Annotated in this window: 23 protein-coding genes; 7 read left to right on the top strand and 16 right to left on the bottom strand. The window is 55.2% G+C overall.

Features of this window, described 5'->3' with window-relative positions; all coding sequences use genetic code 11:
- Entirely contained in the window at window positions 1–273 is a 273-nt protein-coding gene (locus tag INF61_RS08420) for a helix-turn-helix transcriptional regulator (protein ID WP_047717949.1), read from the bottom strand.
- Window positions 274–379: 106 nt separating this feature from the next.
- On the opposite strand from INF61_RS08420, the gene INF61_RS08415 reads away from it, so the two are divergent.
- A complete protein-coding gene (locus INF61_RS08415) occupies window positions 380–604 on the top strand; it encodes a helix-turn-helix domain-containing protein (RefSeq protein WP_047717948.1) in 225 nt (74 codons plus the stop codon).
- An 85-nt stretch (window positions 605–689) separates the two neighbouring features.
- Here the strand turns inward: INF61_RS08415 and INF61_RS08410 are convergent, their stop codons facing one another.
- The 3 genes from INF61_RS08410 to INF61_RS08400 are packed head-to-tail and all read right to left on the bottom strand — an operon-like array spanning window position 690 to window position 2,529.
- Window positions 690–1,232 (bottom strand): acireductone dioxygenase, encoded by a 543-nt coding sequence (locus INF61_RS08410; RefSeq protein ID WP_023315605.1) that lies wholly within the window; start codon window positions 1,230–1,232, stop codon window positions 690–692.
- Complete coding sequence (mtnC, locus tag INF61_RS08405) at window positions 1,229–1,918, bottom strand: acireductone synthase (RefSeq protein ID WP_193547689.1); 690 nt, start codon at window positions 1,916–1,918, stop codon at window positions 1,229–1,231. Before mtnC ends, INF61_RS08410 begins: the two co-directional genes overlap by 4 nt.
- On the bottom strand, window positions 1,915–2,529 hold the full coding sequence (locus INF61_RS08400; protein WP_017382494.1) for a methylthioribulose 1-phosphate dehydratase: 615 nt from the start codon (window positions 2,527–2,529) through the stop codon (window positions 1,915–1,917). The genes mtnC and INF61_RS08400 overlap by 4 nt, the downstream gene beginning before the upstream one ends.
- Window positions 2,530–2,651: 122 nt before the next feature.
- On the opposite strand from INF61_RS08400, the gene INF61_RS08395 reads away from it, so the two are divergent.
- Entirely contained in the window at window positions 2,652–3,812 is a 1,161-nt protein-coding gene (locus INF61_RS08395) for a pyridoxal phosphate-dependent aminotransferase (RefSeq protein WP_047717947.1), read from the top strand.
- Here INF61_RS08395 and INF61_RS08390 read toward each other — a convergent pair whose 3' ends face one another.
- From INF61_RS08390 to INF61_RS08380, 3 genes are all read right to left on the bottom strand, one after another.
- Window positions 3,813–4,439 (bottom strand): ParB/RepB/Spo0J family partition protein, encoded by a 627-nt coding sequence (locus INF61_RS08390; RefSeq protein ID WP_047717946.1) that lies wholly within the window; start codon window positions 4,437–4,439, stop codon window positions 3,813–3,815.
- A complete protein-coding gene (locus INF61_RS08385; RefSeq protein ID WP_047365417.1) occupies window positions 4,424–5,647 on the bottom strand; it encodes a phosphoadenosine phosphosulfate reductase in 1,224 nt (407 codons plus the stop codon). Before INF61_RS08385 ends, INF61_RS08390 begins: the two co-directional genes overlap by 16 nt.
- A gap of 126 nt (window positions 5,648–5,773) precedes the next feature.
- Window positions 5,774–6,694, bottom strand: coding sequence for a LysR family transcriptional regulator (locus INF61_RS08380; protein ID WP_015571158.1), 921 nt, complete (start codon window positions 6,692–6,694; stop codon window positions 5,774–5,776).
- Window positions 6,695–7,315: 621 nt separating this feature from the next.
- Between INF61_RS08380 and ahpC the strand changes: the two genes are divergently transcribed.
- Together ahpC and ahpF are read left to right on the top strand one after the other, a co-directional pair.
- Entirely contained in the window at window positions 7,316–7,879 is a 564-nt protein-coding gene (gene ahpC, locus INF61_RS08375) for an alkyl hydroperoxide reductase subunit C (protein WP_193547688.1), read from the top strand.
- 188 nt (window positions 7,880–8,067) lie between these two features.
- Window positions 8,068–9,633 (top strand): alkyl hydroperoxide reductase subunit F, encoded by a 1,566-nt coding sequence (gene ahpF / locus INF61_RS08370; RefSeq protein WP_017382489.1) that lies wholly within the window; start codon window positions 8,068–8,070, stop codon window positions 9,631–9,633.
- Between the two features lie 59 nt (window positions 9,634–9,692).
- Here ahpF and uspG read toward each other — a convergent pair whose 3' ends face one another.
- A complete protein-coding gene (uspG, locus tag INF61_RS08365) occupies window positions 9,693–10,121 on the bottom strand; it encodes a universal stress protein UspG (RefSeq protein ID WP_047052967.1) in 429 nt (142 codons plus the stop codon).
- Between the two features lie 181 nt (window positions 10,122–10,302).
- On the opposite strand from uspG, the gene INF61_RS08360 reads away from it, so the two are divergent.
- A complete protein-coding gene (locus INF61_RS08360) occupies window positions 10,303–11,541 on the top strand; it encodes a zinc-dependent alcohol dehydrogenase (RefSeq protein WP_015571156.1) in 1,239 nt (412 codons plus the stop codon).
- A gap of 10 nt (window positions 11,542–11,551) precedes the next feature.
- On the opposite strand, the gene yldA is transcribed toward INF61_RS08360, so the two are convergent.
- Window positions 11,552–11,641 (bottom strand): small membrane protein YldA, encoded by a 90-nt coding sequence (gene yldA / locus INF61_RS23065; RefSeq protein WP_015571155.1) that lies wholly within the window; start codon window positions 11,639–11,641, stop codon window positions 11,552–11,554.
- A 137-nt stretch (window positions 11,642–11,778) separates the two neighbouring features.
- On the bottom strand, window positions 11,779–12,189 hold the full coding sequence (gene rnk / locus INF61_RS08355) for a nucleoside diphosphate kinase regulator (RefSeq protein WP_006809650.1): 411 nt from the start codon (window positions 12,187–12,189) through the stop codon (window positions 11,779–11,781).
- Window positions 12,190–12,451: 262 nt separating this feature from the next.
- Between rnk and INF61_RS08350 the strand changes: the two genes are divergently transcribed.
- Together INF61_RS08350 and INF61_RS08345 are read left to right on the top strand one after the other, a co-directional pair.
- Entirely contained in the window at window positions 12,452–13,072 is a 621-nt protein-coding gene (locus INF61_RS08350; protein ID WP_003858756.1) for a flavin reductase family protein, read from the top strand.
- A complete protein-coding gene (locus INF61_RS08345; protein WP_193547687.1) occupies window positions 13,056–13,928 on the top strand; it encodes an AraC family transcriptional regulator in 873 nt (290 codons plus the stop codon). Before INF61_RS08350 ends, INF61_RS08345 begins: the two co-directional genes overlap by 17 nt.
- 3 nt (window positions 13,929–13,931) lie before the next feature.
- Here INF61_RS08345 and ptsP read toward each other — a convergent pair whose 3' ends face one another.
- The 6 genes from ptsP to rna form a co-directional block, all read right to left on the bottom strand.
- Window positions 13,932–16,427, bottom strand: coding sequence for a phosphoenolpyruvate--protein phosphotransferase (ptsP, locus tag INF61_RS08340; protein ID WP_193547686.1), 2,496 nt, complete (start codon window positions 16,425–16,427; stop codon window positions 13,932–13,934).
- A 22-nt stretch (window positions 16,428–16,449) separates the two neighbouring features.
- A complete protein-coding gene (ypdE, locus tag INF61_RS08335; RefSeq protein ID WP_193547685.1) occupies window positions 16,450–17,490 on the bottom strand; it encodes an aminopeptidase in 1,041 nt (346 codons plus the stop codon).
- Window positions 17,463–18,575, bottom strand: a complete 1,113-nt coding sequence (ypdF, locus tag INF61_RS08330; RefSeq protein WP_047057841.1) for an aminopeptidase — start codon at window positions 18,573–18,575, stop codon at window positions 17,463–17,465. Before ypdF ends, ypdE begins: the two co-directional genes overlap by 28 nt.
- Before the next feature lie 11 nt (window positions 18,576–18,586).
- A complete protein-coding gene (locus INF61_RS08325; protein ID WP_017382484.1) occupies window positions 18,587–19,837 on the bottom strand; it encodes a PTS fructose transporter subunit IIC in 1,251 nt (416 codons plus the stop codon).
- Window positions 19,838–19,864: 27 nt separating this feature from the next.
- The gene (locus tag INF61_RS08320; protein ID WP_017382483.1) at window positions 19,865–20,188 is read right to left on the bottom strand and encodes a PTS fructose transporter subunit IIB; all 324 of its coding nucleotides are present in this window, start codon (window positions 20,186–20,188) and stop codon (window positions 19,865–19,867) included.
- Window positions 20,189–20,361: 173 nt separating this feature from the next.
- A complete protein-coding gene (gene rna / locus INF61_RS08315; RefSeq protein WP_003858741.1) occupies window positions 20,362–21,171 on the bottom strand; it encodes a ribonuclease I in 810 nt (269 codons plus the stop codon).
- Window positions 21,172–21,239 lie beyond the last annotated feature (68 nt).

Here is a 21,239-nt window from a genome sequence, read left to right as displayed (position 1 = left end):
TCATGTTGAAGACAGATTTCTCTTTTTTGTATTCCTCATCTGACGAAATACTGGCGCTCCCTTTTCATCAAAATATCTTTCCGGCCATATCACATCAGGCGGGATATCTAGCGCCTGTGCGATAAGCAATTCACCTTTGGGCCATGGTCGGGTAAGCGCGTTTGCGAGTGTGGATGAGGAAAGGCCAGCCTTTCGGGACAACGCAGCCAGGCTTGTTCCATGTTTCTTTAGTGCCGCAACAATATCGGCAGGATGCCAGTTTTGACGTTGCATTCTTTACTCCTTACAGGTTTGCGTTACGCACTCAATTAACCTGTTTTGGGATAAAAAGGCAATAGGTGGATATTCGATTTCAGGATATTTGTATGGAATCGGAACAATGACCTCAGTTTATTCAGAAGAATACCAGCTTGTTATAAATGGATTAAAGAAAGCCCGTAAAGAGAGAGGCATTACTCAGGCACAACTGGCTGAGGCATTGGGTAAACCTCAATCGTTTATCGCTAAAGTTGAAAGTGGTGAACGCAGGTTAGACGTGGTGGAGTTTGTGCATCTGGCGAGGCTGGTTGGCGCTGATTTGCAGAGGATTATCGCCAGTATTTGATTAATGTCTGAATATGGAACTGACCACCAGAGCCGTATGTTTCCTCTCACCCCAGCCCTCTCCCACAAGGGAGAGGGAGAAAAGATCATGCCAGGCGTGGATACGCATCCGCAATCGCATCCCCGGTAAACTGTGCGACCCAACCCTCCGGGTTATCGAAAATACGAATCGCCGTAAAGTTCGGCTCTGAGCCCATATCAAACCAGTGCGGCGTGCCCGCGGGAACGGAAATCAGGTCGTTTTTCTCGCACAGCACCTGATACACCTCATCGCCGATGTGCAGGCAGAACAATCCCGCCCCTTCCACGAAAAAGCGCACTTCGTCTTCGCCGTGAGTGTGTTCATTCAGAAACTTCGCGCGCAGCGCCTCTTTCTGCGGATTGTCGGCGCGCAGGCTGATCACGTCCCAGCTCTGGTAGCCTTTCTCTGCCACCAGCTTGTCGATCGCATGCTGATAGGCCGCGATCACGGCTTCAGGCGCGGGATCGTGCCCTAAATCGCGATCCGCAGCCCAGCGTTCAAACCGCACGCCTTTGGCGTTGAGCTGTTGGGCAATCTCGGCGGCGTCGGTGCTGTGCCACTGGTGCTGACTGGCGTCTTTATCGGAATAAATGGTCAATGCGCTCATGAAGGGATCTGCTCCGGATTAATCTCGTCAAACTGGTGGATCTGATGATGATAGCTTGCGCCGTCATCTTCACCGCGAATCAGTTGCAGGGTGCGAAAACCCGCCTGTTCAGCCGCGTCCAGCTCCTGATGAATATCCGACAGAAACAGGATCTGCGACGGGGCAATGCCCGTTTGCGCCGCAATATTTTGATAAGACTGCACCTCGCGCTTGGCGCCAATGTGGGTATCAAAATAGCCGCTGAACAGATGAGTAATATCACCTTCGTCGCTGTAGCCAAATAACAGTTTCTGCGCGGCGACAGAGCCAGAGGAATAAACATAGAGATCAATCCCTTGCGCCTTCCATTTTTCCAGCGCGGGCAGCACGTCAGGATAGAGGTGTCCGGTAAAGTCACCGTTGACGTAACCGTCCTGCCAGATGATGCCTTGCAGGGCTTTGAGCGCCGTCGATTTGCGGTCTTCATCCATAAAGGTAAACAGTACGTTGATGAGATCGCTGACGCTGGCATGCGGAGCGCTGATTTCATCGCGCAGGTTGTCCAGAATCGATTTGACCGGCTCGGCGTACTGCTGCGCGGTCACAAAGGCCGCCAGCCGCTCACGCGCGTAGGGGAACAAAACATCATGGACAAAACGGATATCGCTGGTGGTCCCTTCAATATCCGTCACAATCGCGCGAATCATACTCTCTCCCATTGTCGTAAACGCATTTCGCATTCAAATAAGAATTCTAACCCTTCCAGATGACGGCGGGCTTCGGCCACGTCGCGTCCCCAGCAGGTTAAGCCATGACCGCGCAGAAGAAAACCATAATTAAGCGGGCGTTCCTGCGCGTAATGGGCGATGCGCGAGGCGAGGGCGTCGATGTCCTGGTCGTTATCAAACACCGGGATGGCCACCGTATCCTGGTGCGTGGTCTGCCCGGTAAGGGATTTTTGCATCTCGAAACCGGTGATCTTCAGCTCGGCCTCGTTGACCAGACGCGACAGCACCGTGGCATTGACGGTGTGAACGTGCAGGACGGCGTTAGCCTCGGGAAACAGGCGATAGATGAGGGTATGCAGCCCGGTCTCTGCCGACGGTTTACGGCCAGACGGCGCACGGTTGGTGGCGATTTCAACCTGTAGAAAATCGGCGGTGGTCAGGCTGCCTTTATCTTTTCCGGATTCGCTCAGCCAGCATAGGTGTTCATCCTGACGCACGGACATATTGCCGCCGGTAGCGGGCGCCCAGCCTTTAGCGCCAATCCAGCGGCAGGCCTCGACCAGGTGTGTGAGTTGCAGGTTGTCTGTCATTTCCTTTTACCCTCTCGGTCAGGAATATTTATATCGTTTAGACGTCTAAGCGTCTTGATTGCCAAAGACTAACATCGTGTTATAGTGTCAGCAACATAAGTATTACAGGCAGGCACACTACAATGAGCAATAACCCGTTGATCCCGCAGAGTAAACTTCCAAATCTCGGCACGACGATTTTTACCCGGATGAGCGCTCTGGCGCAGCAGCATAACGCCATTAACCTCTCGCAGGGGTTCCCGGATTTTGACGGCCCGCGCTATTTGCAGGAGCGTCTGGCGTACCACGTGGCGCAGGGGGCAAACCAGTACGCGCCGATGACCGGCGTGCAGGCGTTGCGTGAAGCCATTGCGGATAAAACGGCTGAGCTGTATGGCTATAAACCTGATGCGAACAGCGATATCACGGTAACCGCAGGGGCGACCGAAGCGCTGTATGCGGCGATAACCGCCCTGGTGCGTACCGGCGATGAGGTGATTTGTTTTGACCCAAGCTACGATAGCTACGCCCCGGCGATTGAACTGGCCGGCGGCGTAGTGAAACGCGTGGCGCTCCAGCCGCCGCATTTTCGTCCGGACTGGCAGGCGTTTGCCGCGCTGCTGAGCGATAAAACCCGGCTGGTGATCCTGAATACGCCGCACAACCCATCGGCGACGGTGTGGCAGAAGAGCGATTTTGCCGCCCTGTGGCAGGCCATCGCCGAACGTGAAATCTATGTTCTGAGCGACGAGGTGTATGAGCATATCTGCTTTGCCGAAGAGGGGCATGCCAGCGTGCTGGCGCATCCGCAGCTTCGTGAGCGTGCAATCGCGGTATCGTCATTTGGCAAAACCTACCATATGACCGGCTGGAAGGTCGGGTACTGCGTGGCGCCCGCCGCCATCAGCGCTGAGCTGCGTAAAGTGCATCAGTATCTGACGTTTGCGGTGAACACACCCGCTCAGCTGGCGCTGGCGGATATGCTGCGCAGCGAACCCGGACACTACCGTGAGCTACCGGATTTCTACCGTGCGCGTCGGGATCGGTTTGTGGCTGCGTTGAGCAAAAGCCGTCTGGAGATTTTACCCTGTGAAGGGACCTATTTCCTGCTGGCCGACTACAGCGCGATTTCCGATCTGGACGACGTGAGTTTCTGCCAGTGGCTGACGAAAGAGGTGGGCGTGGCGGCCATTCCGCTGTCGGTGTTCTGCGCCGATCCCTTCCCGCATAAGCTGATCCGACTTTGCTTTGCGAAGCAGGAATCGACGCTGCTGGCAGCGGCAGCGCGGTTAAACGCGCTCTGACTATTTCACCGTCCAGGCTTCAGAAAAACGACGGTCTGCGAAGAGTTCGAGCAGACCGTTGATTTGTTTGAGGCGCAGCACTTCGTCGCTATCCATACCCAACTCCTGGCCAATTTTCTGCTCACTCCAGCCCATAAGCACCAGCTCGCGCACGATTTCTGACATGGCGTTGATCTGGTGGCGTCCGCGCGCGCGGTTGTGGCGAATGGTCGCAGCCATGCGGTCGAACTTTTCCTGCCGCGCTTTACGCAGGCAGGTGACAGGAAGGTAACCCTTAAGCTGGCGCTTCAGGGTCGCCCGGTTACTGCCGATATCATGGCGGTGAAAACCATCGACAATTTCGTAGTGCTGTGGCGCATTTTCCGTCACCACGATAGGCTGTGTGAATCCATCCAGCTCCAGTGACTTGCTGAGCAGCCGCTTTTCCGGTGGCGCGACGTTATTTGGGTTGTAATCGTTAGCGCTGATGTTTGTCTTTTTTATCCACAATACGCAATCGACGGGCTGATCGCGAAAAGGGCTGATTTCATGTAATGCCTGACGAAACGCATTAATAGCGGTTATTCGCTCTTCCTCAGAAAGTGCCTGAAGGTACGTTTCCATTTCGGTGATTATTCGTTGTTGCATAAAATTCCCCATTCCTTGCGTTTTGCTTTCACTCTGTCGCTGTAGCGCTGATAGTGTTTGGGCTTATTTGGGCTAAACGAAAGTGCCCGGCACCAATAGTCATTGTTGAGTAAAACCTTACAAATGCGTCGCCAGGAGGGGATATCTTTTGCACCAATGTCACCCTCCTGCGTATCGGGAATATCGTTCATGCCTCGCTTTTGATACCAGTGGAGATAAACCGCGATTTTATTGCGGTAATGTTCCGCCGTATTTTGCGGCATGCTGTCGAGTAGCAGCATGGCGTATTCGCGCCAGCCAAGATGGTCTGGTTTCAGGATCTTCCGGTGGCCATAAAAATGGTTATCGTGCCCGGCATAAATACCGCCGCTGCGCACCCCGCAGGCACGCTCACACATCGCCGCCCAGCGTTCGGGTTCAATGACATGATAGAGCCACAAGCCCTGACGCTGTTCCGGGCCAAACGGTTCGCAGATGCGCATATAACGCGGCGGCACCCCCGCCTTGTACATCAGGTCGTATAACGGGTTATAGCAACATTTTGATTTCGCGAACCACGTCCAGATGTCGGCGGTTTTCCAGTCGTACAGAGGGTAGATGTACCAGGTGTGCCCGCCCGGTGCGACGGTCGTCCAGGGTTTATCGTCAGAAAAGCGCTGCTTACGTGCCGACGCGATAGCCAGAAAGCGGTTGTAGGATTCATCGGCGCGGATCCCCACCATGACGGCGGCAGGACGTTTTTGCGCATACCATTCGGCAAACTCTCGCACGAAGACTTCAAACGTCATTCCCTGCTGATAAAAATCGAAATAGTGATAATCGGTAATGGCATCTTCCGGTGGCTGGCGAACCCAGTTTGTCCCGGGTTCCCAGCACTGCCATTCAGGTTGAAACTGTGACAGGGCGTTCTGGGTCGTGAGCGGAAGCGCTACCCACCAGAACTGATGGATAACATCCCGATACAGCATTCTCATCGTGTCAACATGCTGAATGGTTGAGGAGAATTGCGCTTCCCAGTCCAGAAAGATGACATCTATTTTTCGCTTTAATTGCCGTGCTTGCTGGGCAACGAGATGCAGCATCACGGTAGAATCTTTTCCACCGGAAAAGGAAACGCATACCCTGGAGAAATTGTTTAGCGTCCAGTCTATGCGTTCCGCTGAAGCGTCTAAAACATTTTCCTGTAAAGGGATTTTATAGATCGACATGGTTAATCGCATCCTGCGTGTTAAATGTCTGGAAAAAATTAAGACGATATTATGAAATCATTTTTCATTATTTTCACGGGATCATTTTTTCAGTTTGCGATTTTTGTATTCATCATATAAATGATTTTACGCAGACGGAGCGGAAAGACAGAGTTTATGCATTTTCTCAATGAACGTTGAAAAAACGCTGCTGTTCAGCGATGAACGGCTGTAAAGCATATAGACATGTATTTCGGGCAATTCAAATGGGGCGGCGATCCGTTTTATTTTTAACGTCTCTTTATAGGCTTCATAGATTGATACGGGTATAAAGCCTAACAGATCAGATGAACTGACCATGGAGATAAGCGAAATGATGGAGTCCGTGCGAAAAGCAATATCTCTTTCCGGGAAAAGGTCATTGGCGCGATTCTGGAACTCTTTAACGCCCGGGTGCGCACTCTGGTAAAAGGTGAATTTTTCCCGGTATAACGCTTCAAGACTGACCGTATCGGCGAGTCTTGGATGGTTTTCTCGGCAGATTAACGCTATTGGCACCGTGGCAAAGTGAGAACACACCACAGAGCGATTCTTAATTGGGGCAATAGTAAAGATCAGGTCGGCTTTGCGGTAGGCGAGCAGGTCCTCTGCGGATTCCGGAGAGATAAGCATATCTCGTTGTTCTATCTCGTAATTTTCCTCTGACATTAGCAGCTTCATTGGTTCGAGCATATAGCCGGGCGACATCATTTGAGAGCAATAGATAACGAACTTTTTCTTGATGTCCGAGTGATGCATCATGTTGATCGTCTGCTCAATTTGGTTGAGATTCTGTTCAAGATGATGATGCAGGTTGGTGCCCACCGTGGTCGGCGTAATTCCCTTACCTGAGCGGATGAACAGGGGGTCATTGAGCTGGCCACGCAGACGTTGCAGCGACTGGCTCACGGCGGATGGCGTGATATAAAGTGTCTCGGCAGCCTTACTGATACTGAGATGTTGGTAAATGCATTCGAAGATGACTAACAGATTGAGATCGAATTTTTTTAGGTCGTAGAGGTTGGCCATGTTTCGTCCTGAGTGTGCTGTGTTTGCTGTCGTTATCACATCATGGAGTACGACAGAGAGAAGTTACCTTTAACAATCCGTGGGGGTAACTCGCTTAATTTAAAAATTAAGTGATCTTAATATATCACGGCTTTGGATTATTGAAACACAACTTCAAGATTTATTAAGATAATTTTATCTTTAAAGTGTGATTGAATTATTTGAATGACAACTGGCATTTATATATAGCGCGAAATTTATAATGAAATTAAATTTATAACGTTTCTGAGACCTGTTCGATTCTGCCTATCACAACCATAGGCAGGACTATCCCTCTTATGCATTGCTCAATGCGCGCACGGATGCTGTAATCAAACCGCTGTTACGGCCTTGATACAAGGTATGTAGAGCGCAACGCAACGCCAGCTTCGGCTGGCACTGAATGTACCTGCGGGGAATTCAGGTATCAGGGCCGCCCGTTGAGGCGGCCTTTTTACTTTCAGGCTTTCCTGTAAAAGGTTCACCTTGCTGTCTTGTTGTTGTTGTAAGGTTTGGCTGATTGATTTGATAAAGCATACGCATTAGCCCCGATGAACAAAGTTGGTTACCTTACATCTCAACGAAAACATGGAGGAAGTACAGATGTCCTTGATTAACACCAAAATTAAACCTTTCAAAAACCAGGCGTTCAAAAACGGTGAGTTCATCGAAGTAACTGAGAAAGATACCGAAGGCCGCTGGAGCGTGTTCTTCTTCTATCCGGCTGACTTCACCTTCGTTTGCCCGACCGAACTGGGCGACGTGGCAGACCACTACGAAGAACTGCAAAAGCTGGGCGTAGACGTTTACTCTGTTTCTACCGATACCCACTTCACCCACAAAGCGTGGCACAGCAGCTCTGAAACTATCGCGAAAATCAAATACGCGATGATCGGCGACCCGACTGGCGCCCTGACCCGTAACTTCGACAGCATGCGTGAAGATGAAGGCCTGGCAGACCGCGCGACCTTCGTTGTTGACCCGCAGGGCATTATCCAGGCTATCGAAGTTACCGCTGAAGGTATCGGCCGTGATGCATCTGACCTGCTGCGCAAAGTGAAAGCGGCTCAGTACGTTGCTTCTCACCCAGGCGAAGTGTGCCCGGCGAAATGGAAAGAAGGCGAAGCGACGCTGGCTCCATCTCTGGACCTGGTCGGCAAGATCTAAGTCTGTAAAGCCTGGCGGCGCTACGCTTGCACAGGCCTACAGTATCGTAGGCCGGGTAAACGAAGTGCCACCCGGCAATCAATGGGCGCTCCCCGCGCCCATTTCATTCCAGCACCATGATGCAAGTTGCATTCAGGCAGCCCGTATAAGGCGGCTTGCATGATGACGTTTTAAGAGAGGGAAGAATAATGCTCGACGCTAACATGAAAACCCAGCTCAAGGCCTACCTTGAGAAACTGACCAAACCTGTTGAGCTGATTGCCACGCTGGACGACAGCGCGAAATCGGCAGAAATCAAAGCGCTGCTGACAGAGATTGCTGAGCTGTCGCCGAAGGTGACCTTCAAAGAAGACAACACGCTGGCAGTCCGTAAGCCTTCTTTCCTGATCGCCAACCCAGGGTCTGACCAGGGGCCGCGTTTCGCGGGCTCTCCGCTGGGGCACGAATTTACGTCCCTGGTGCTGGCGCTGCTGTGGACCGGTGGTCATCCGTCAAAAGAAGCGCAGGCGCTGCTGGAGCAGATCCGCGATATCGACGGTGATTTTGAGTTTGAAACCTATTACTCACTCTCCTGCCATAACTGTCCGGACGTGGTGCAGGCGCTGAACCTGATGTCAGTCCTCAACCCACGCATTAAGCACACGGCGATTGACGGCGGTACGTTCCAGAACGAAATCACCGAGCGCAACGTGATGGGCGTTCCGGCGGTTTACCTGAATGGTCAGGAGTTCGGCCAGGGGCGTATGACCTTGACCGAAATCGTCGCCAAAGTGGATACCGGCGCAGAAAAACGTGCGGCGGAAGAGTTGAACCAACGCGATGCGTACGACGTACTGATTGTTGGCTCCGGCCCGGCGGGCGCGGCGGCAGCGGTCTACTCCGCACGTAAAGGGATCCGTACCGGTCTGATGGGGGAGCGTTTCGGTGGTCAGGTTCTGGATACCGTTGACATTGAAAACTACATTTCCGTGCCGAAAACCGAAGGCCAGAAGCTGGCCGGGGCGTTGAAAGCGCACGTCAGCGACTACGACGTGGATGTCATTGATAGCCAGAGCGCCAGCAAACTGGTTCCGGCCGCGGTCGAGGGTGGTTTGCACCAGATTGAAACGGCCTCCGGCGCGGTGCTGAAGGCGCGCAGCGTGATCATTGCCACCGGCGCGAAATGGCGCAACATGAACGTCCCGGGCGAAGATCAGTATCGCACCAAAGGCGTGACCTATTGCCCGCACTGTGACGGCCCGCTGTTCAAAGGTAAACGCGTAGCGGTGATCGGCGGCGGTAACTCCGGCGTGGAAGCGGCTATCGATCTGGCGGGAATTGTTGAACACGTTACCCTGCTGGAATTCGCCCCGGAGATGAAAGCGGACCAGGTGTTGCAGGATAAGGTGCGTAGCCTGAATAACGTCGATATTGTGCTCAATGCCCAGACGACAGAAGTGAAAGGCGACGGCAGCAAAGTGACCGGTCTGGAATACCGTGACCGCGTGAGTGGCGATATCCACAGCGTGGCGCTGGCAGGGATCTTTGTTCAGATTGGCCTGCTGCCAAACACCACCTGGCTGGAAGGCGCGATTGAGCGCAACCGCATGGGCGAGATCATCATTGATGCGAAATGCGAAACCAGCGTGAAGGGCGTATTTGCGGCGGGCGACTGCACCACCGTGCCGTACAAACAGATCATCATCGCCACTGGCGAAGGTGCGAAAGCGTCGCTGAGCTCGTTTGATTATCTGATCCGCACCAAAACCGCATAATAAAAGAAAGCAAGACGACACCTGCAATGCCAGAGGCCACCAAAAGGTGGCCTCTTTTTTTATCTCACGACCATCACCGGAATGTGGGTGTGGCGGATCACGCTGGAGGCGTTCGACCCCAGCAGGTGAGTGGTGATGGAAGGGTTACGTGAACCAATCACTACCACGTCGGCATTTAATTCCCCGGCAAGCTCATTAACGGCGTCGCGCACGCTACCGAACCGGACGTGGGTTTTGATGCGGGAAGGATCGATGCTGAAATGCCCGACCATGGTTTGCAGGCGTGTCTCGGCTTCGTGCTGTAAATGCTCTTCAAAACGACGCACATCAGCAGCGAAACGATGCAGGCTCAGGCTGGCAGAGCCCGGTAAAACATGCAGAAGGTGAATAATTCCGTCCTGCTGCGCGAGAAATTCCGCGTGACGTACAGCCTTATCACTCAGTTCCATTTCGAAAACATCAACCGGCATAATGATTGTTTGATACATAACCGTTTCTCCTTGTGAATAAACGCTGAAATCATTCAACCACAAAATATAAATGGTTTCTGTAATCCCGACAGCACTTTTTTATCTCGCCAGGATAAATCTCAAAACAGCCGGATTCCGGGGCAGATCCCGAGAGGTAGCTACCCTTTTATAAGCTTACCCACACCCTTTCGGAGGTTGCATGAAAGCTCTCACCTATCACGGTCCACATCATGTTCGGGTCGATAATGTCCCCGATCCGGGCATCGAACAGCCTGACGATATCATCCTGCGCGTAACGGCCACGGCGATCTGTGGTTCTGATTTGCATCTTTATCGCGGAAAAATTCCCAAGGTCCAGCACGGCGATATCTTTGGTCATGAATTTATGGGCGAGGTGGTGGAGTGCGGGAGCGAAGTGAAAAACGTGCAGAAAGGTGACCGGGTGGTGATCCCGTTTGTGATTGCCTGCGGTGACTGCTTCTTTTGCCAGATGCAACAGTACGCGGCCTGCGAAAACACGAACCGCGGGCAGGGCGCGGCGCTGAACAAAAAGCAAATTCCCGCCCCTGCCGCGCTGTTTGGCTACAGCCATCTTTACGGCGGCGTGCCGGGCGGACAGGCGGAGTATGTGCGCGTCCCGAAAGGCAACGTGGGGCCGTTTAAAGTGCCCCAGCTGCTGTCTGACGACAAAGCGCTTTTCCTGTCAGATATTCTGCCTACCGCCTGGCAGGCGGCAAAAAATGCGCAGATCCAGAAAGGCTCCAGCGTCGCCGTATTCGGGGCCGGGCCGGTGGGGTTACTGACCATTGCCTGCGCGCGGCTTCTCGGCGCAGAGCAGATTTTCGTGGTTGACCATCATCCCTATCGACTGCGGTTTGCCCAGGAGCGCTACGGCGCGATCCCGATTAACTTTGATGACGATAACGACGCGGCGGAGAAAATCATTGAGCAAACGGCCGGACAGCGCGGAGTGGATGCGGTGATTGATGCCGTCGGGTTTGAGGCCAAAGGCAGCACCACGGAAACGATCCTCAGTAACCTGAAAATTGAAGGCAGCAGCGGCAAAGCCCTGCGCCAGTGCATTGCTGCGGTGCGGCGCGGCGGCGTGGTCAGCGTGCCGGGCGTGTACGCCGGTTTTATTCACGGCTTCCTGTTTGGCGATGCCTTCGATAAAGGGCTGAGCTTTAAGATGGGGCAGACCCACGTCCATGCCTGGCTGGGAGAGCTGCTGCCGCTCATCGAAAAAGGGCTGCTTACCCCAGAAGATATTGTGACCCACTATCTTCCGCTGGCTGATGCGGAACGCGCCTATAAGATCTTCGAAAAACGGGAGGAGGAGTGCCGCAAGGTGATCCTGGTGCCTGGCGCAGACACCCCGGAGGCAGCGCAGCAGAAAGTGAAGGGACTGGTGAATGCCTTCCCCGGCGGCGTTGTGTGAGGTTCCTCACTCACCAGTGGCGCTCAAGATACAGCACCGCCACGACGAGGATCGCCAGGATGATGAGAAAAACCAGTGTGATAACAAGTATCTCACCCATGACCGTCCCCACGGCACTACAACAGACTAAGCGTGGATTAAGCGGTTTTTGTCCGGTATAGCACAATAGGGTGAATTTGCGGAAAGAGGATGCGGGTGCATCCTCTGTGCAAAGCGGGGTCGCTTGTTCAGAAGGGATTAACGCAGGTAATCGCCAGCGGCTTCGGGCTGGTAGAGCAGCTCAAGCACTTCCAGGTGAGCTGAGGCGCCGCCCGGGAGTTCCCAGTGGATGGTATCGCCCGTGCGCAGTCCAAGCAGCGCTGCGCCCACGGGTGCCAGCACCGACAGTTGCGTGCTGCTGTCGGTCATCTGCGCCGGATAGACCAGCGTACGAGTGAGCTCCTCTCCGGTGGTCAGGTTGCGGAACTTCACCTGGCTGTTCATGGTGACCACATCATGCGGCATGGTCTCAGGCGTACACATCTGCGCCCGGTCGAGCTCTTCGTTCAGCGCATCGGCTACCGGCAGCGAGGCGAATTCTGGTTTCTCCAACAGTCGGTCAATACGTTCTGCGTCGAGTTCATTGATGATAATCGTAGGTCTGGACATTTTTACTCCATGTCGTTAATGCTGCGTGTAACGCAGAAACCAATCCAAAAGAAAACCCTCGCCGTCTGGCAGCGAGGGTTTAACTTATCTGATGATACTGTCTGAAACCGTAAGTTTGAAGTGATGAAGGTCACAATCATGCGCCATATGAATTTTTGGCAATAAACCCGGCGTCCCGATTCACGCTGAACGGAAATTTCGTTACGCTGGAAAGACTGAACCCGGGCAATGCGCGTTGCAGCCCCAGCGTAGAGAGAGCGATATGTACTTTTACCAACCGTCTCAGGGGCACGGCCTGCCGCACGACCCGCTGAACGCCATTATCGGTCCACGTCCGATTGGCTGGATCTCATCCTGTGATAAGGCCGGTCAACTGAACCTTGCCCCGTACAGCTTCTTTAACTGCTTTAACTATCGCCCACCGATCATTGGTTTTTCCAGCAACGGCTGGAAGGATAGCGTGCGGAATATTACCGAAACGGGGGAGTTTGTCTGGAACCTCGCAACGCGCGATCTGGCCGAGGCGATGAATGAAACCTCCGCCACGCTCCCTCATGGCGAGGATGAATTTACCTTTGCAGGCCTGACGCCCGTAGCCAGCCAGCTTGTGAGCTCGCCGCGCGTGGCGGAAAGCCCGGTGAATTTCGAGTGTCGATTGTCACAGTGCATTCAGCTTACCGGCGCGGATGGGACACCGATTGATACCTGGCTGGTGCTCGGCGAAGTCGTGGGCGTCCATATCGCCGAGAGTTTGCTGGAAGAGGGGATTTACCAGACCGCGAAAGCGCAGCCCATTCTGCGTGCGGGTGGACCGACGGCCTACTACGCCATCAGTGACAGCCATCGCTTCGATCTGGTACGCCCGGATGCGCGCAGGGGGTGATATGCACGTAACCCTGTTGCCCGCCGATCAGCAGTTTTTTGCCGATCTGTTGAGCGGCCTGGTGCTCAACCCACAGCAGCTGGGGCGAGTCTGGTTTGCTCAACGTGGCGCGTCTGACGCTGTCGGAAGCGTGAGCCGCGACTGGCCACGGCTTGATGTCGTTCTTCGCGGGGAATATGGCAACAAACTGGTTACCGGGCACCAGACCCTCTGCCAGGGGGAAATGCTGTTTCTTCCCGCCCAGGCCGCCAGCGTCCCGGTGTTTGAACGACCGGTCATGCTGCTGAGCATTCTTTTTGCGCCGTCGTGGCTGGGGCTGGTGTTTCATGATACCCGTCATGGGCGCTCCGTGCCTGCGCAGCGACACGTTGAGCTTCCTCATCCTGAACGAGGCGAATGTGCTGCGATGCTGATGGCCCTGACGCACCTGAGCGCTTCCCCGCAGGATCAGGCCATTATTCAACCGCTGGTGCTGAGCCTGCTGCATTGGTGCCGGAAAGTGGTGTCGTCGCTGCCTGAACCGGGACTGTCGCGCGGGGATTTCCTCTATCAGAGCATTTGTAACTGGGTGCAGGAAAACTATGCTGAATCCCTGTCGCGGGACAGCGTCGCCGCGCTGTTTAATATTTCGGCTAACCATCTGTCACGCCTGTTCTCCCAACAGGGGACGATGAGTTTTGTGGATTACGTTCGTTGGGTGCGTATGGCGAAGGCGAGAACCATCCTGCAAAAATACCACCTGCCGGTGGGGGAAGTGGCGAAGCGCTGCGGCTATGCCGATAGCGACTATTTTAGCCGTCTGTTCCGGCGCCAGTTTGGCCTGACGCCGGGGGAGTATCGCGCACGCTTTCAGTGACAGTCAGAACGTGATTTCAGCGTTCAGCAGATCCAGGATACTTTGCGGCGTCGTTGCTGCAAACAGCGACTCGCGAAACGTTTTATTGACCAGCTTCCGCGCCAGCTGGGAAAAGACCTTCACGTGATTAATCCCTTCCTGAGCGCCGAGCGTCAGCATGATCACCAGCTCGACGTCGCCCAAATCCGACTCCCAGTCAATCGCCTTGTCCAGCCGGGCAATGCTGATGCTGGAGTGGCGTATCCATTGCGATTTGGTGTGAGGGATCGCCACGCCAAACCCGACGGCGGTGGTGACAATCTCTTCGCGTTGCCAGAGATCTTCTTCAAGCTCCAGCGGGTTTTCGGTCCTGCCATGAATCGCAAGATTTCCGCATAAGAACTGAAGCACCTGCTCTTTTGAGGTCAGCGGCTCATTGACCACGATAGTCTCCAGCGCCAGCAAGGGACGCGGCGGCGCTTCCGGTGTGAAATCCGCCAGCAGAGCTTCAATTTCCTCTGCGCTGCGGCTGTCGCAGGCCTTATCTGCCAGCGCCCGGCAGGCCGCCATGTCCAGCTGACGCAGCTGGGTTTTTACCGCAGGGATGCGCGGCCCGCTCATGCTGAACTCATCTAAGCCCAGACCAAGCAGAAGAGGGAGGTAGCGCTGCTCTCCGCCAAGTTCCCCGCAAATGCCGACCCATTTCCCGTAACGATGCGCTGCGGTGACTATCTGGCGAACCATGCGTAAAAAAGATGGTGTGATGGGGTTATACAGCGCCGAAACGCGCGGGTTGTTGCGATCGACAGCGTAGAGATACTGAGTCATATCGTTCGAGCCGATACTGAAGAAATCCACCTCTTCGCAGAAGTGATCGATGATAAAGCAGACTGAAGGCACTTCAACCATGATCCCCAGCGGCAGGTGCGCGGTGTGACGTAACCCCTGTGAGGCCAGGGCGTCACGAACGTTTTGCAGCTCCTGTTTGATCCATAAAATCTGATCGAGACTGTGCACCATCGGGATCATCAACAGCGCATTGCCGCTGGCACCTGCGCGTAAGATCGCGCGCAGTTGGGTGCGGAAGAGATCGGCAAATTCGGGATAAATACGAACGGCACGATAGCCGAGGAACGGGTTTTCTTCCTGGGGTATGTTCAGGTAAGGGATCTGCTTATCGCCGCCGATGTCCATTGTGCGAAAGATGACCGGCTTGCCCTGCGCGGAGAGCAGCACCTGCTGATAGGCTTCGAATTGCTCCTGCTCGTCCGGCGCGGAGTCTCTGTCCATATACAGCATTTCAGTGCGAAACAGCCCGATACCCTGCGCGCCGCAGGTAAACGCCCCGGGCGCTTCCAGCGCGCTGCCGATGTTGGCGGCAATCTCTACCGGTACGTTGTCGCGGGTGAGCGCTGGAAGACCCGCATCTTTGATCTGCTGCTGGTGGCGTCGGTCGGCAAGGCGCTGCGCCACGCTGTAGTAATCATTCACCGCGTCGTTGGGTTCAACGACCAGCACGCTACAGATGCCGTCCAGAATGACCTCTTTTCCCATCAACGGCGCCAGCGAGGCGACCGTTAAACCACTCAGCACAGGCACGGAGGCCGCGCGTGCCAGTATCAGCGTATGCGACGTCCGGCCTGTTTTTTCAAGCACCATGCCTTTCAGATACTGCGTGTCGAGGCTGAGAAACTGGCTGGGCGTCAGATCTTCCGCCACCAGAATAGTGGGAGCGCTGAGGGTGAATGCGGAGGTTTGCTGCAACGCCGGCCAGGTAATGTTAAGAAGCTGCTCGCTGATGTCTCGAATATCGCTGACGCGTTCACGCAGGTAGTCGCTGGCGGAGAGCGACAGCTTGTCGCAGATCAGCTCCATATTACGAATGATCGCCTCCGCAAGGCTTAGCCGCTCCTCGGCGATCAGTCGGCGTATGGTGCCGCCAAACTCCTCATCCTGGATCAGCGAAAGATGCGCACTGAGAATGGTTTTACTCTCGCCGTCCAGCCCGCGCAGGCGGTGGTTGAGCTGTTCAGCCAGCGTCGCCAGGCTGTGTTCCAGGCGGGTAATATCTTCCGGCGAGGCGGGGATCTGACAATAACGTTTGAGGTTATCGCTCTGCCAGCCTCGCAGAGTGCCAGCCCCGATGCCACTGGCGAGCGTAATGCCGTGCTGAAGGTGGGGAGCAAGCCTTACAAGCGAACGGGGCAGGGGATGCGCAACGTGCGGCGCGTCGCCGGAGGGAATACTGTCGCTGTCGATAAACGCGCCGGTGAGATACGCCTCCAGCACGCGTCGGGCCTGCTCCTCGTCGCTGCCGTTAATTTCCAGCACGCAGCTGTCATTAAACAGCGTACCGGTACTGATCAGCGCCAGCGAGCTTTTGGCATCCGCGTGAGTGTTAAGCCGTTTGTGGATAAAACGGATGTCGCTGCGCCATGCGCTGCACTGCTCTTTTAACGCCCAGGCCGGACGCGCATGCAGGCCGTTGGGCAGTGGGCAGAAAAATTCAATTGAAAGCATACTTCCTCCTGGCCGCGTGAGATCAGCATTTGAAGTCCGTCAGATGATCCACGGTCTCACGGTTCATGCATGCCACAAGCGCGACAAGCAGTTGTTGGGTGTGATGAATGTCTTTTTCGTCGGCAATGGATGCCGCGCAGTGCCCGTGTCGGGTTGGGGGACCAAGCACAAGAGTCGGCACGCCAGTGCCGGAGAGATGGATCGCCCCGCCGTCCGTTCCGCCGTTGCTGAACATGTCTTTTTGCAGCGGGATCCCTTGCGAGCGCGCGATCGTCTCAGCCAGCGCAATCAGTTTGGCTGGGGCGATGAGCGTTTTGTCGTACAGCACCAGCATCGGGCCCGCACCGATCTGGCGATGGTTGGCGCTGCCATAATCGAAATTTTTTGACCAGCAGGCGGTATCCAGCACCAGCGCGATATCAGGATGAATGGCGCGCGTGGCGGTCTGGCCGCCGCGCAGGCCGACCTCTTCACTTGAGCTGGCCACCAGCCAAAGCTCGCAGTCGAGCGGCGTCTGGTGCAGCTCACGCAGCAGCGCGATCAGCAGGTAACAGCCGAGACGATCGTCGAAGGCTTTACCCATCACCCGATTGTGGGGAAGGGTCTGAAAGGGTGTATCGAACGCCACGCGGTCGCCTGCGTCGATACCGGCGGCGAACACCTCCTCCGCCGACGTCGCGCCAATGTCGACACGCAAATTGTCAACGTTTTCTCCTTTCAGATCTCCATCCAGCAGGCCCGGTATTTTTTCCCCGTTACGCGTGGTGATGCGCACCGGCTGAAGGGTACGGGCCATCATGCGCACGTTGCCGATGGGCAGGACATCAATGGCCCCTTCGCGCGAGACGCTACGCACCATAAAACCGACTTCATCCATATGGGCGCAGACCATCACCTTCGGGCCCCGGCTCTGGTTGACGCGGATAAGCACGGAACCCAGCCCATCAAACTGAACCTCTTTATGGTATTTTTGCGCCTCACTGAGCAGGATGTCGCGCACCTCTTGCTCTGAGGCCGCAATGGCGTCTGCTTCGCTCAGGGCGCGCAGTAAATCTCTGTCCACTCTTGTTCTCCCGTCAGCAATAGCCGTTTGTCGAGGGTATAAAGCACCTCGGCGCCCGTTTCCGTCACCAGCACCACATCTTCAATTCGTACCCCGCCCAGGTGTTCAAGGTAGATCCCCGGTTCAACGGTCAGCACCATGCCGGGCTGCAACGGGGTGCGGTCGGTAGGGGAAAAACGTGGATTTTCATGGACATCAATACCAATGGCATGGCCGGTGTTATGCCCGAACTGCGGACCGTAACTTGCACGTTCAATCACGGAACGTGCGGCGCTATCGATCTGATGACAGGAAACGCCGGGGCGGATGGCATCAATGGCCGCCTGTTGTGCCGCCAGAACGATCTGGTACACCGCATAGAGAGGGTGCTCCTCCGGCGGCGTGTTTTGCCCGGCGACAAGAAAGGTCCTTGTCATATCCGAGCAATACCCCTGGTGTTGGGCGCCGAAATCAAGGGTGATCATCTCGCCAGGCATAATCACTTTGTCAGAGGCTTTGCCGTGGGGCAGCGCACCGCGCGGCCCGCTGGCGACAATGGTGTCGAAAGAGGGCTTGTCCGCACCCTCCTGCTTCATAAACCACTCCAGCTCGGCAGCGACTTCACGCTCGCGCATACCGGGCTGAATGAAACGCCGGATGTGCTGTGCGGCGCGGTCGGCAATGCCGCATGCTGCACGGATACGGTCGATTTCGTCAGCGGTTTTTATCTGCCGCAGCGCGTCGAGCGAGGTGCTGCAAAGGGTGGTATCCAGCGTATCGCGCCACAGCACGCCTGTTTGCCAGCTCACGTATTCACCCTCAAAGCCAAGACGGGTAAGATCTTCCTTCGCAATAATCTGTTTCACCGCCTGCGCAAACGGGTTCTCCGTGTTAAGCAGGTGCATTTCATAGCCCGCCGCTCGTGAAGCGATATCGCTGTAGTAACGGAAATCCACTAGGATATGTGCCGCGGTTTGTGTCACCAGCACATATCCCGAACCGGTTGAAATGCCCAGGTGCGGCTGTTTATTCTGGCGCGAAGAGATGAGCACGCCGTCCAGTTTTTCCGCAGCCAGCCAGGCACGAAGCCTTCTCAGTAATTCCATGGTTCACCCCGTTACAGCGTGTCGATAGCGAGTTTTCCGCGCTTGTGCAAACTGTTACGAATAATCACGACCAACAGCGCGGTGATCGCCGCCCCGACCACAATACTGAGCATGTACGCCCCCAGATTGGTGACCAGCGGCCACGCCCAGATCGCCGATTCAGGGAACCACTGCACGGCACCGAGCGCGGTGGCGGTCATCGCACCCGCGATCGCACCCGCCATATACGCCGGCAGCGTCGCAAGCGGATTTTCCAGCAGGAACGGGATGGCCCCTTCACTGATGCCCATAAAGGCGAGGAACATGGCCGTTTTGCCTTGCGGATAAAGCTGCGGACTAAACAGGCGTTTGCCGGTCAGACGATGGTCAATCAGCGTGGCCAGCCCCAGACCAATGGGCGGAATAACAATCGCCACGGCGCGGGAGGTGATGGGCAGGACATGATCGGTTGTCAGCCCCAGGCCAACAAATCCCGCCGCTTTGTTAATGGGGCCGCCAAGATCAATCGCCGTGGCCGCCGCCATCCCGATGGCGTACATCATGGAGCCCGCCTGACCCGCCGCCAGCAGTACGGTCCGCATACCTGCATTCAGCCAGCCGCCAATCGGCGTGATGATGTAATACATCGCCAGCATCACAAACAGCGCCGAGAGGATTGGGATCAGAAAGGTGCTTTTAAAGGCCAGCAGGTACTGCGGTACGTTAATACGGCTATTCAGCCATTTGACCAGATAGCCTGCGGCTATGGCGATAATCAGCGCGCCAATAAACGTGGAGGGCACGGGTTTGGTGGCAAGCCAGGTCAGTTTTTCCGCATCAAAGTTCAGCACCAGCGTCGGCTGCGTGGCGACAAGGCCACCGATAAACCCGGCCGGGAAGGCCAGCTTTCCGCCGATAGAGTTGGCGACAAAGGCGGCAAACATCGGGATGGCGAAGCTGAACAGCAGCCCGCCGAACGATTCGGTCAGATAGCCAAATTTCAATACCGAGAGATTGAAACCGGTGAATTTGCCAGAGTTAAGCGCGTCGAGAATACCGGTGTCAGGCGGGATCTCCAGCCAGACGTAGGCGATGAGCTGTGAAATGGCGAGGATAACCCCGCCCATGATAAGCGTTGGCACCATGCGGGATATCCCCGACATAATGTGCTGTGGAAGCTCTTTCCAGAAAGACGCACCGGCGGCAACCGGTGCGGATTTGATGGCAAGTGTGTCACCCTCGTGACTGTCCGGGCGAACCGCGCTGCGTTTTTTAATAGCCATGACGAAAACCCCTGGGTGTGAGGATTATTATTGTTCTGCTGCAATCATCTCTTCGATCTCTTTCAGGGTGCCTGCCGCGTTTTTAATGGCGTCCTGAAGCGTAATCTCATACACGTCGCGCGTTTCGAAGCGCTCATTGTCTTCCGGGGTGATCGCGATGGCGTGGATAATAATGTCAGCGTCGGCAATATCCTGCGGGGTCAGGCGATTCTGGATCCCGTCCGCGCCCTGGGTTTCAATTTTTACCTCATAACCGGCTTCCGTCGCCGCGTCTTCCAGCGCCTGGGCTGCCATGAAGGTATGTGCCAGGCCCATCGGGCAGGCGCACAGTGCAATCAGTTTTTTAGCCATGTGAAATTCCTCCTGTAGTTAACGCCATGATTATGGCGGGGAGGTTTCAGTGATGTTTACCGGATTAATAATGCTTTAGCTGGAAAAATGATGCGTGTGAGCGGAAGTGTGAGGTTAATCGTCATATAACGGAAATCAATGAAAAACCGGGCAAAAAGGTGCCCGGCGCAGCATCAGTAACCGGCTTTATCAATGACAAACTGTTTGCCGCAGTTGCCCGGATGCGGCTGTGGCGCAAAGGAGCCGGCAGAGAGCGGGTTGTTGATGGTGCTGGCGTTCAGCGAGATCTGCATCTCGGTCAGATAAGCCGGATTGCCGTGGCAGGTAAGCTTGAACGCTTTTACGCTCTGTTTCCCCCAGCTTTTGGCCACGGCGGCATCGAAGTCGCTGCGGCGGACGGTTTTGCCATAGTTTTCTGCCAGAAATTTTCCTGCCGCGCTGTGCTTCACTTCCTGGTTCATGCGCACCATGGTGCCGAAGTAAGCGTCGGGATCAAAACCAAAGCAGACGCCGTGTTTCGCGTATTCATAACGTTCAAGGCAGGAGTTGCCGCCCGCGCCGGGCATCACGCTGTTCAGCTTCGCCGCGCCGGTTAGCGATAGTCCGGTCTCTGCGGCGTCACATTTGCGGCTGGCTTTTGCTTCCGGCATATTTGGAACCGGACGAGTGGCACAGCCGAAGCGCATCCAGCGGCGTTCATCCACTCCGCGAGCGGCAATAGATTTCGGCAGCGCGGGCCATAAGCCGTGGACGGTCAGAAAATCGGTTTTGTTGCTGCTCTCTTTTTGCAGGCGACACTCTTCCGGTTCGTCACGGTTACGTTCGACCATGCTCTGGCAAAATCCGGTTTGCCAGGAAAGGGCCAGAACGTAGCGATCGAAATCGCCGTACTGGGTTGGCTTAAGCGGATCTGCCTGAATTGAGAAGACACAGAGTGCAAGCGCTACTGCGCCAGACGGGATAACGATATCCTTCCTGAACATTTGCTTTCCTGATTGGTTGGGCGCGATTAATTTCTGGGGGTTATTAAAGCACAAAAAGCGCCCACAGG

The organism is Enterobacter cloacae complex sp. P18RS, assembly GCF_014982105.1.
Classification (GTDB): Bacteria; Pseudomonadota; Gammaproteobacteria; order Enterobacterales; family Enterobacteriaceae; genus Enterobacter; species Enterobacter hormaechei_C.
This window is presented reverse-complemented; position numbering and strand designations above follow the sequence as displayed.

Excerpts from the sequence above, each read along its gene's own strand:
- INF61_RS08420 (WP_047717949.1), bottom strand. The coding sequence starts at position 273 with ATGCAACGTCAAAACTGGCATCCTGCCGATATTGTTGCGGCACTAAAG.
- INF61_RS08415 (WP_047717948.1), top strand. The coding sequence starts at position 380 with ATGACCTCAGTTTATTCAGAAGAATACCAGCTTGTTATAAATGGATTA.
- INF61_RS08410 (WP_023315605.1), bottom strand. The coding sequence starts at position 1,232 with ATGAGCGCATTGACCATTTATTCCGATAAAGACGCCAGTCAGCACCAG.
- mtnC (WP_193547689.1), bottom strand. The coding sequence starts at position 1,918 with ATGATTCGCGCGATTGTGACGGATATTGAAGGGACCACCAGCGATATC.
- INF61_RS08400 (WP_017382494.1), bottom strand. The coding sequence starts at position 2,529 with ATGACAGACAACCTGCAACTCACACACCTGGTCGAGGCCTGCCGCTGG.
- INF61_RS08395 (WP_047717947.1), top strand. The coding sequence starts at position 2,652 with ATGAGCAATAACCCGTTGATCCCGCAGAGTAAACTTCCAAATCTCGGC.
- INF61_RS08390 (WP_047717946.1), bottom strand. The coding sequence starts at position 4,439 with ATGCAACAACGAATAATCACCGAAATGGAAACGTACCTTCAGGCACTT.
- INF61_RS08385 (WP_047365417.1), bottom strand. The coding sequence starts at position 5,647 with ATGTCGATCTATAAAATCCCTTTACAGGAAAATGTTTTAGACGCTTCA.
- INF61_RS08380 (WP_015571158.1), bottom strand. The coding sequence starts at position 6,694 with ATGGCCAACCTCTACGACCTAAAAAAATTCGATCTCAATCTGTTAGTC.
- ahpC (WP_193547688.1), top strand. The coding sequence starts at position 7,316 with ATGTCCTTGATTAACACCAAAATTAAACCTTTCAAAAACCAGGCGTTC.
- ahpF (WP_017382489.1), top strand. The coding sequence starts at position 8,068 with ATGCTCGACGCTAACATGAAAACCCAGCTCAAGGCCTACCTTGAGAAA.
- uspG (WP_047052967.1), bottom strand. The coding sequence starts at position 10,121 with ATGTATCAAACAATCATTATGCCGGTTGATGTTTTCGAAATGGAACTG.
- INF61_RS08360 (WP_015571156.1), top strand. The coding sequence starts at position 10,303 with ATGAAAGCTCTCACCTATCACGGTCCACATCATGTTCGGGTCGATAAT.
- yldA (WP_015571155.1), bottom strand. The coding sequence starts at position 11,641 with ATGGGTGAGATACTTGTTATCACACTGGTTTTTCTCATCATCCTGGCG.
- rnk (WP_006809650.1), bottom strand. The coding sequence starts at position 12,189 with ATGTCCAGACCTACGATTATCATCAATGAACTCGACGCAGAACGTATT.
- INF61_RS08350 (WP_003858756.1), top strand. The coding sequence starts at position 12,452 with ATGTACTTTTACCAACCGTCTCAGGGGCACGGCCTGCCGCACGACCCG.
- INF61_RS08345 (WP_193547687.1), top strand. The coding sequence starts at position 13,056 with ATGCGCGCAGGGGGTGATATGCACGTAACCCTGTTGCCCGCCGATCAG.
- ptsP (WP_193547686.1), bottom strand. The coding sequence starts at position 16,427 with ATGCTTTCAATTGAATTTTTCTGCCCACTGCCCAACGGCCTGCATGCG.
- ypdF (WP_047057841.1), bottom strand. The coding sequence starts at position 18,575 with ATGGAATTACTGAGAAGGCTTCGTGCCTGGCTGGCTGCGGAAAAACTG.
- INF61_RS08325 (WP_017382484.1), bottom strand. The coding sequence starts at position 19,837 with ATGGCTATTAAAAAACGCAGCGCGGTTCGCCCGGACAGTCACGAGGGT.
- INF61_RS08320 (WP_017382483.1), bottom strand. The coding sequence starts at position 20,188 with ATGGCTAAAAAACTGATTGCACTGTGCGCCTGCCCGATGGGCCTGGCA.
- rna (WP_003858741.1), bottom strand. The coding sequence starts at position 21,171 with ATGTTCAGGAAGGATATCGTTATCCCGTCTGGCGCAGTAGCGCTTGCA.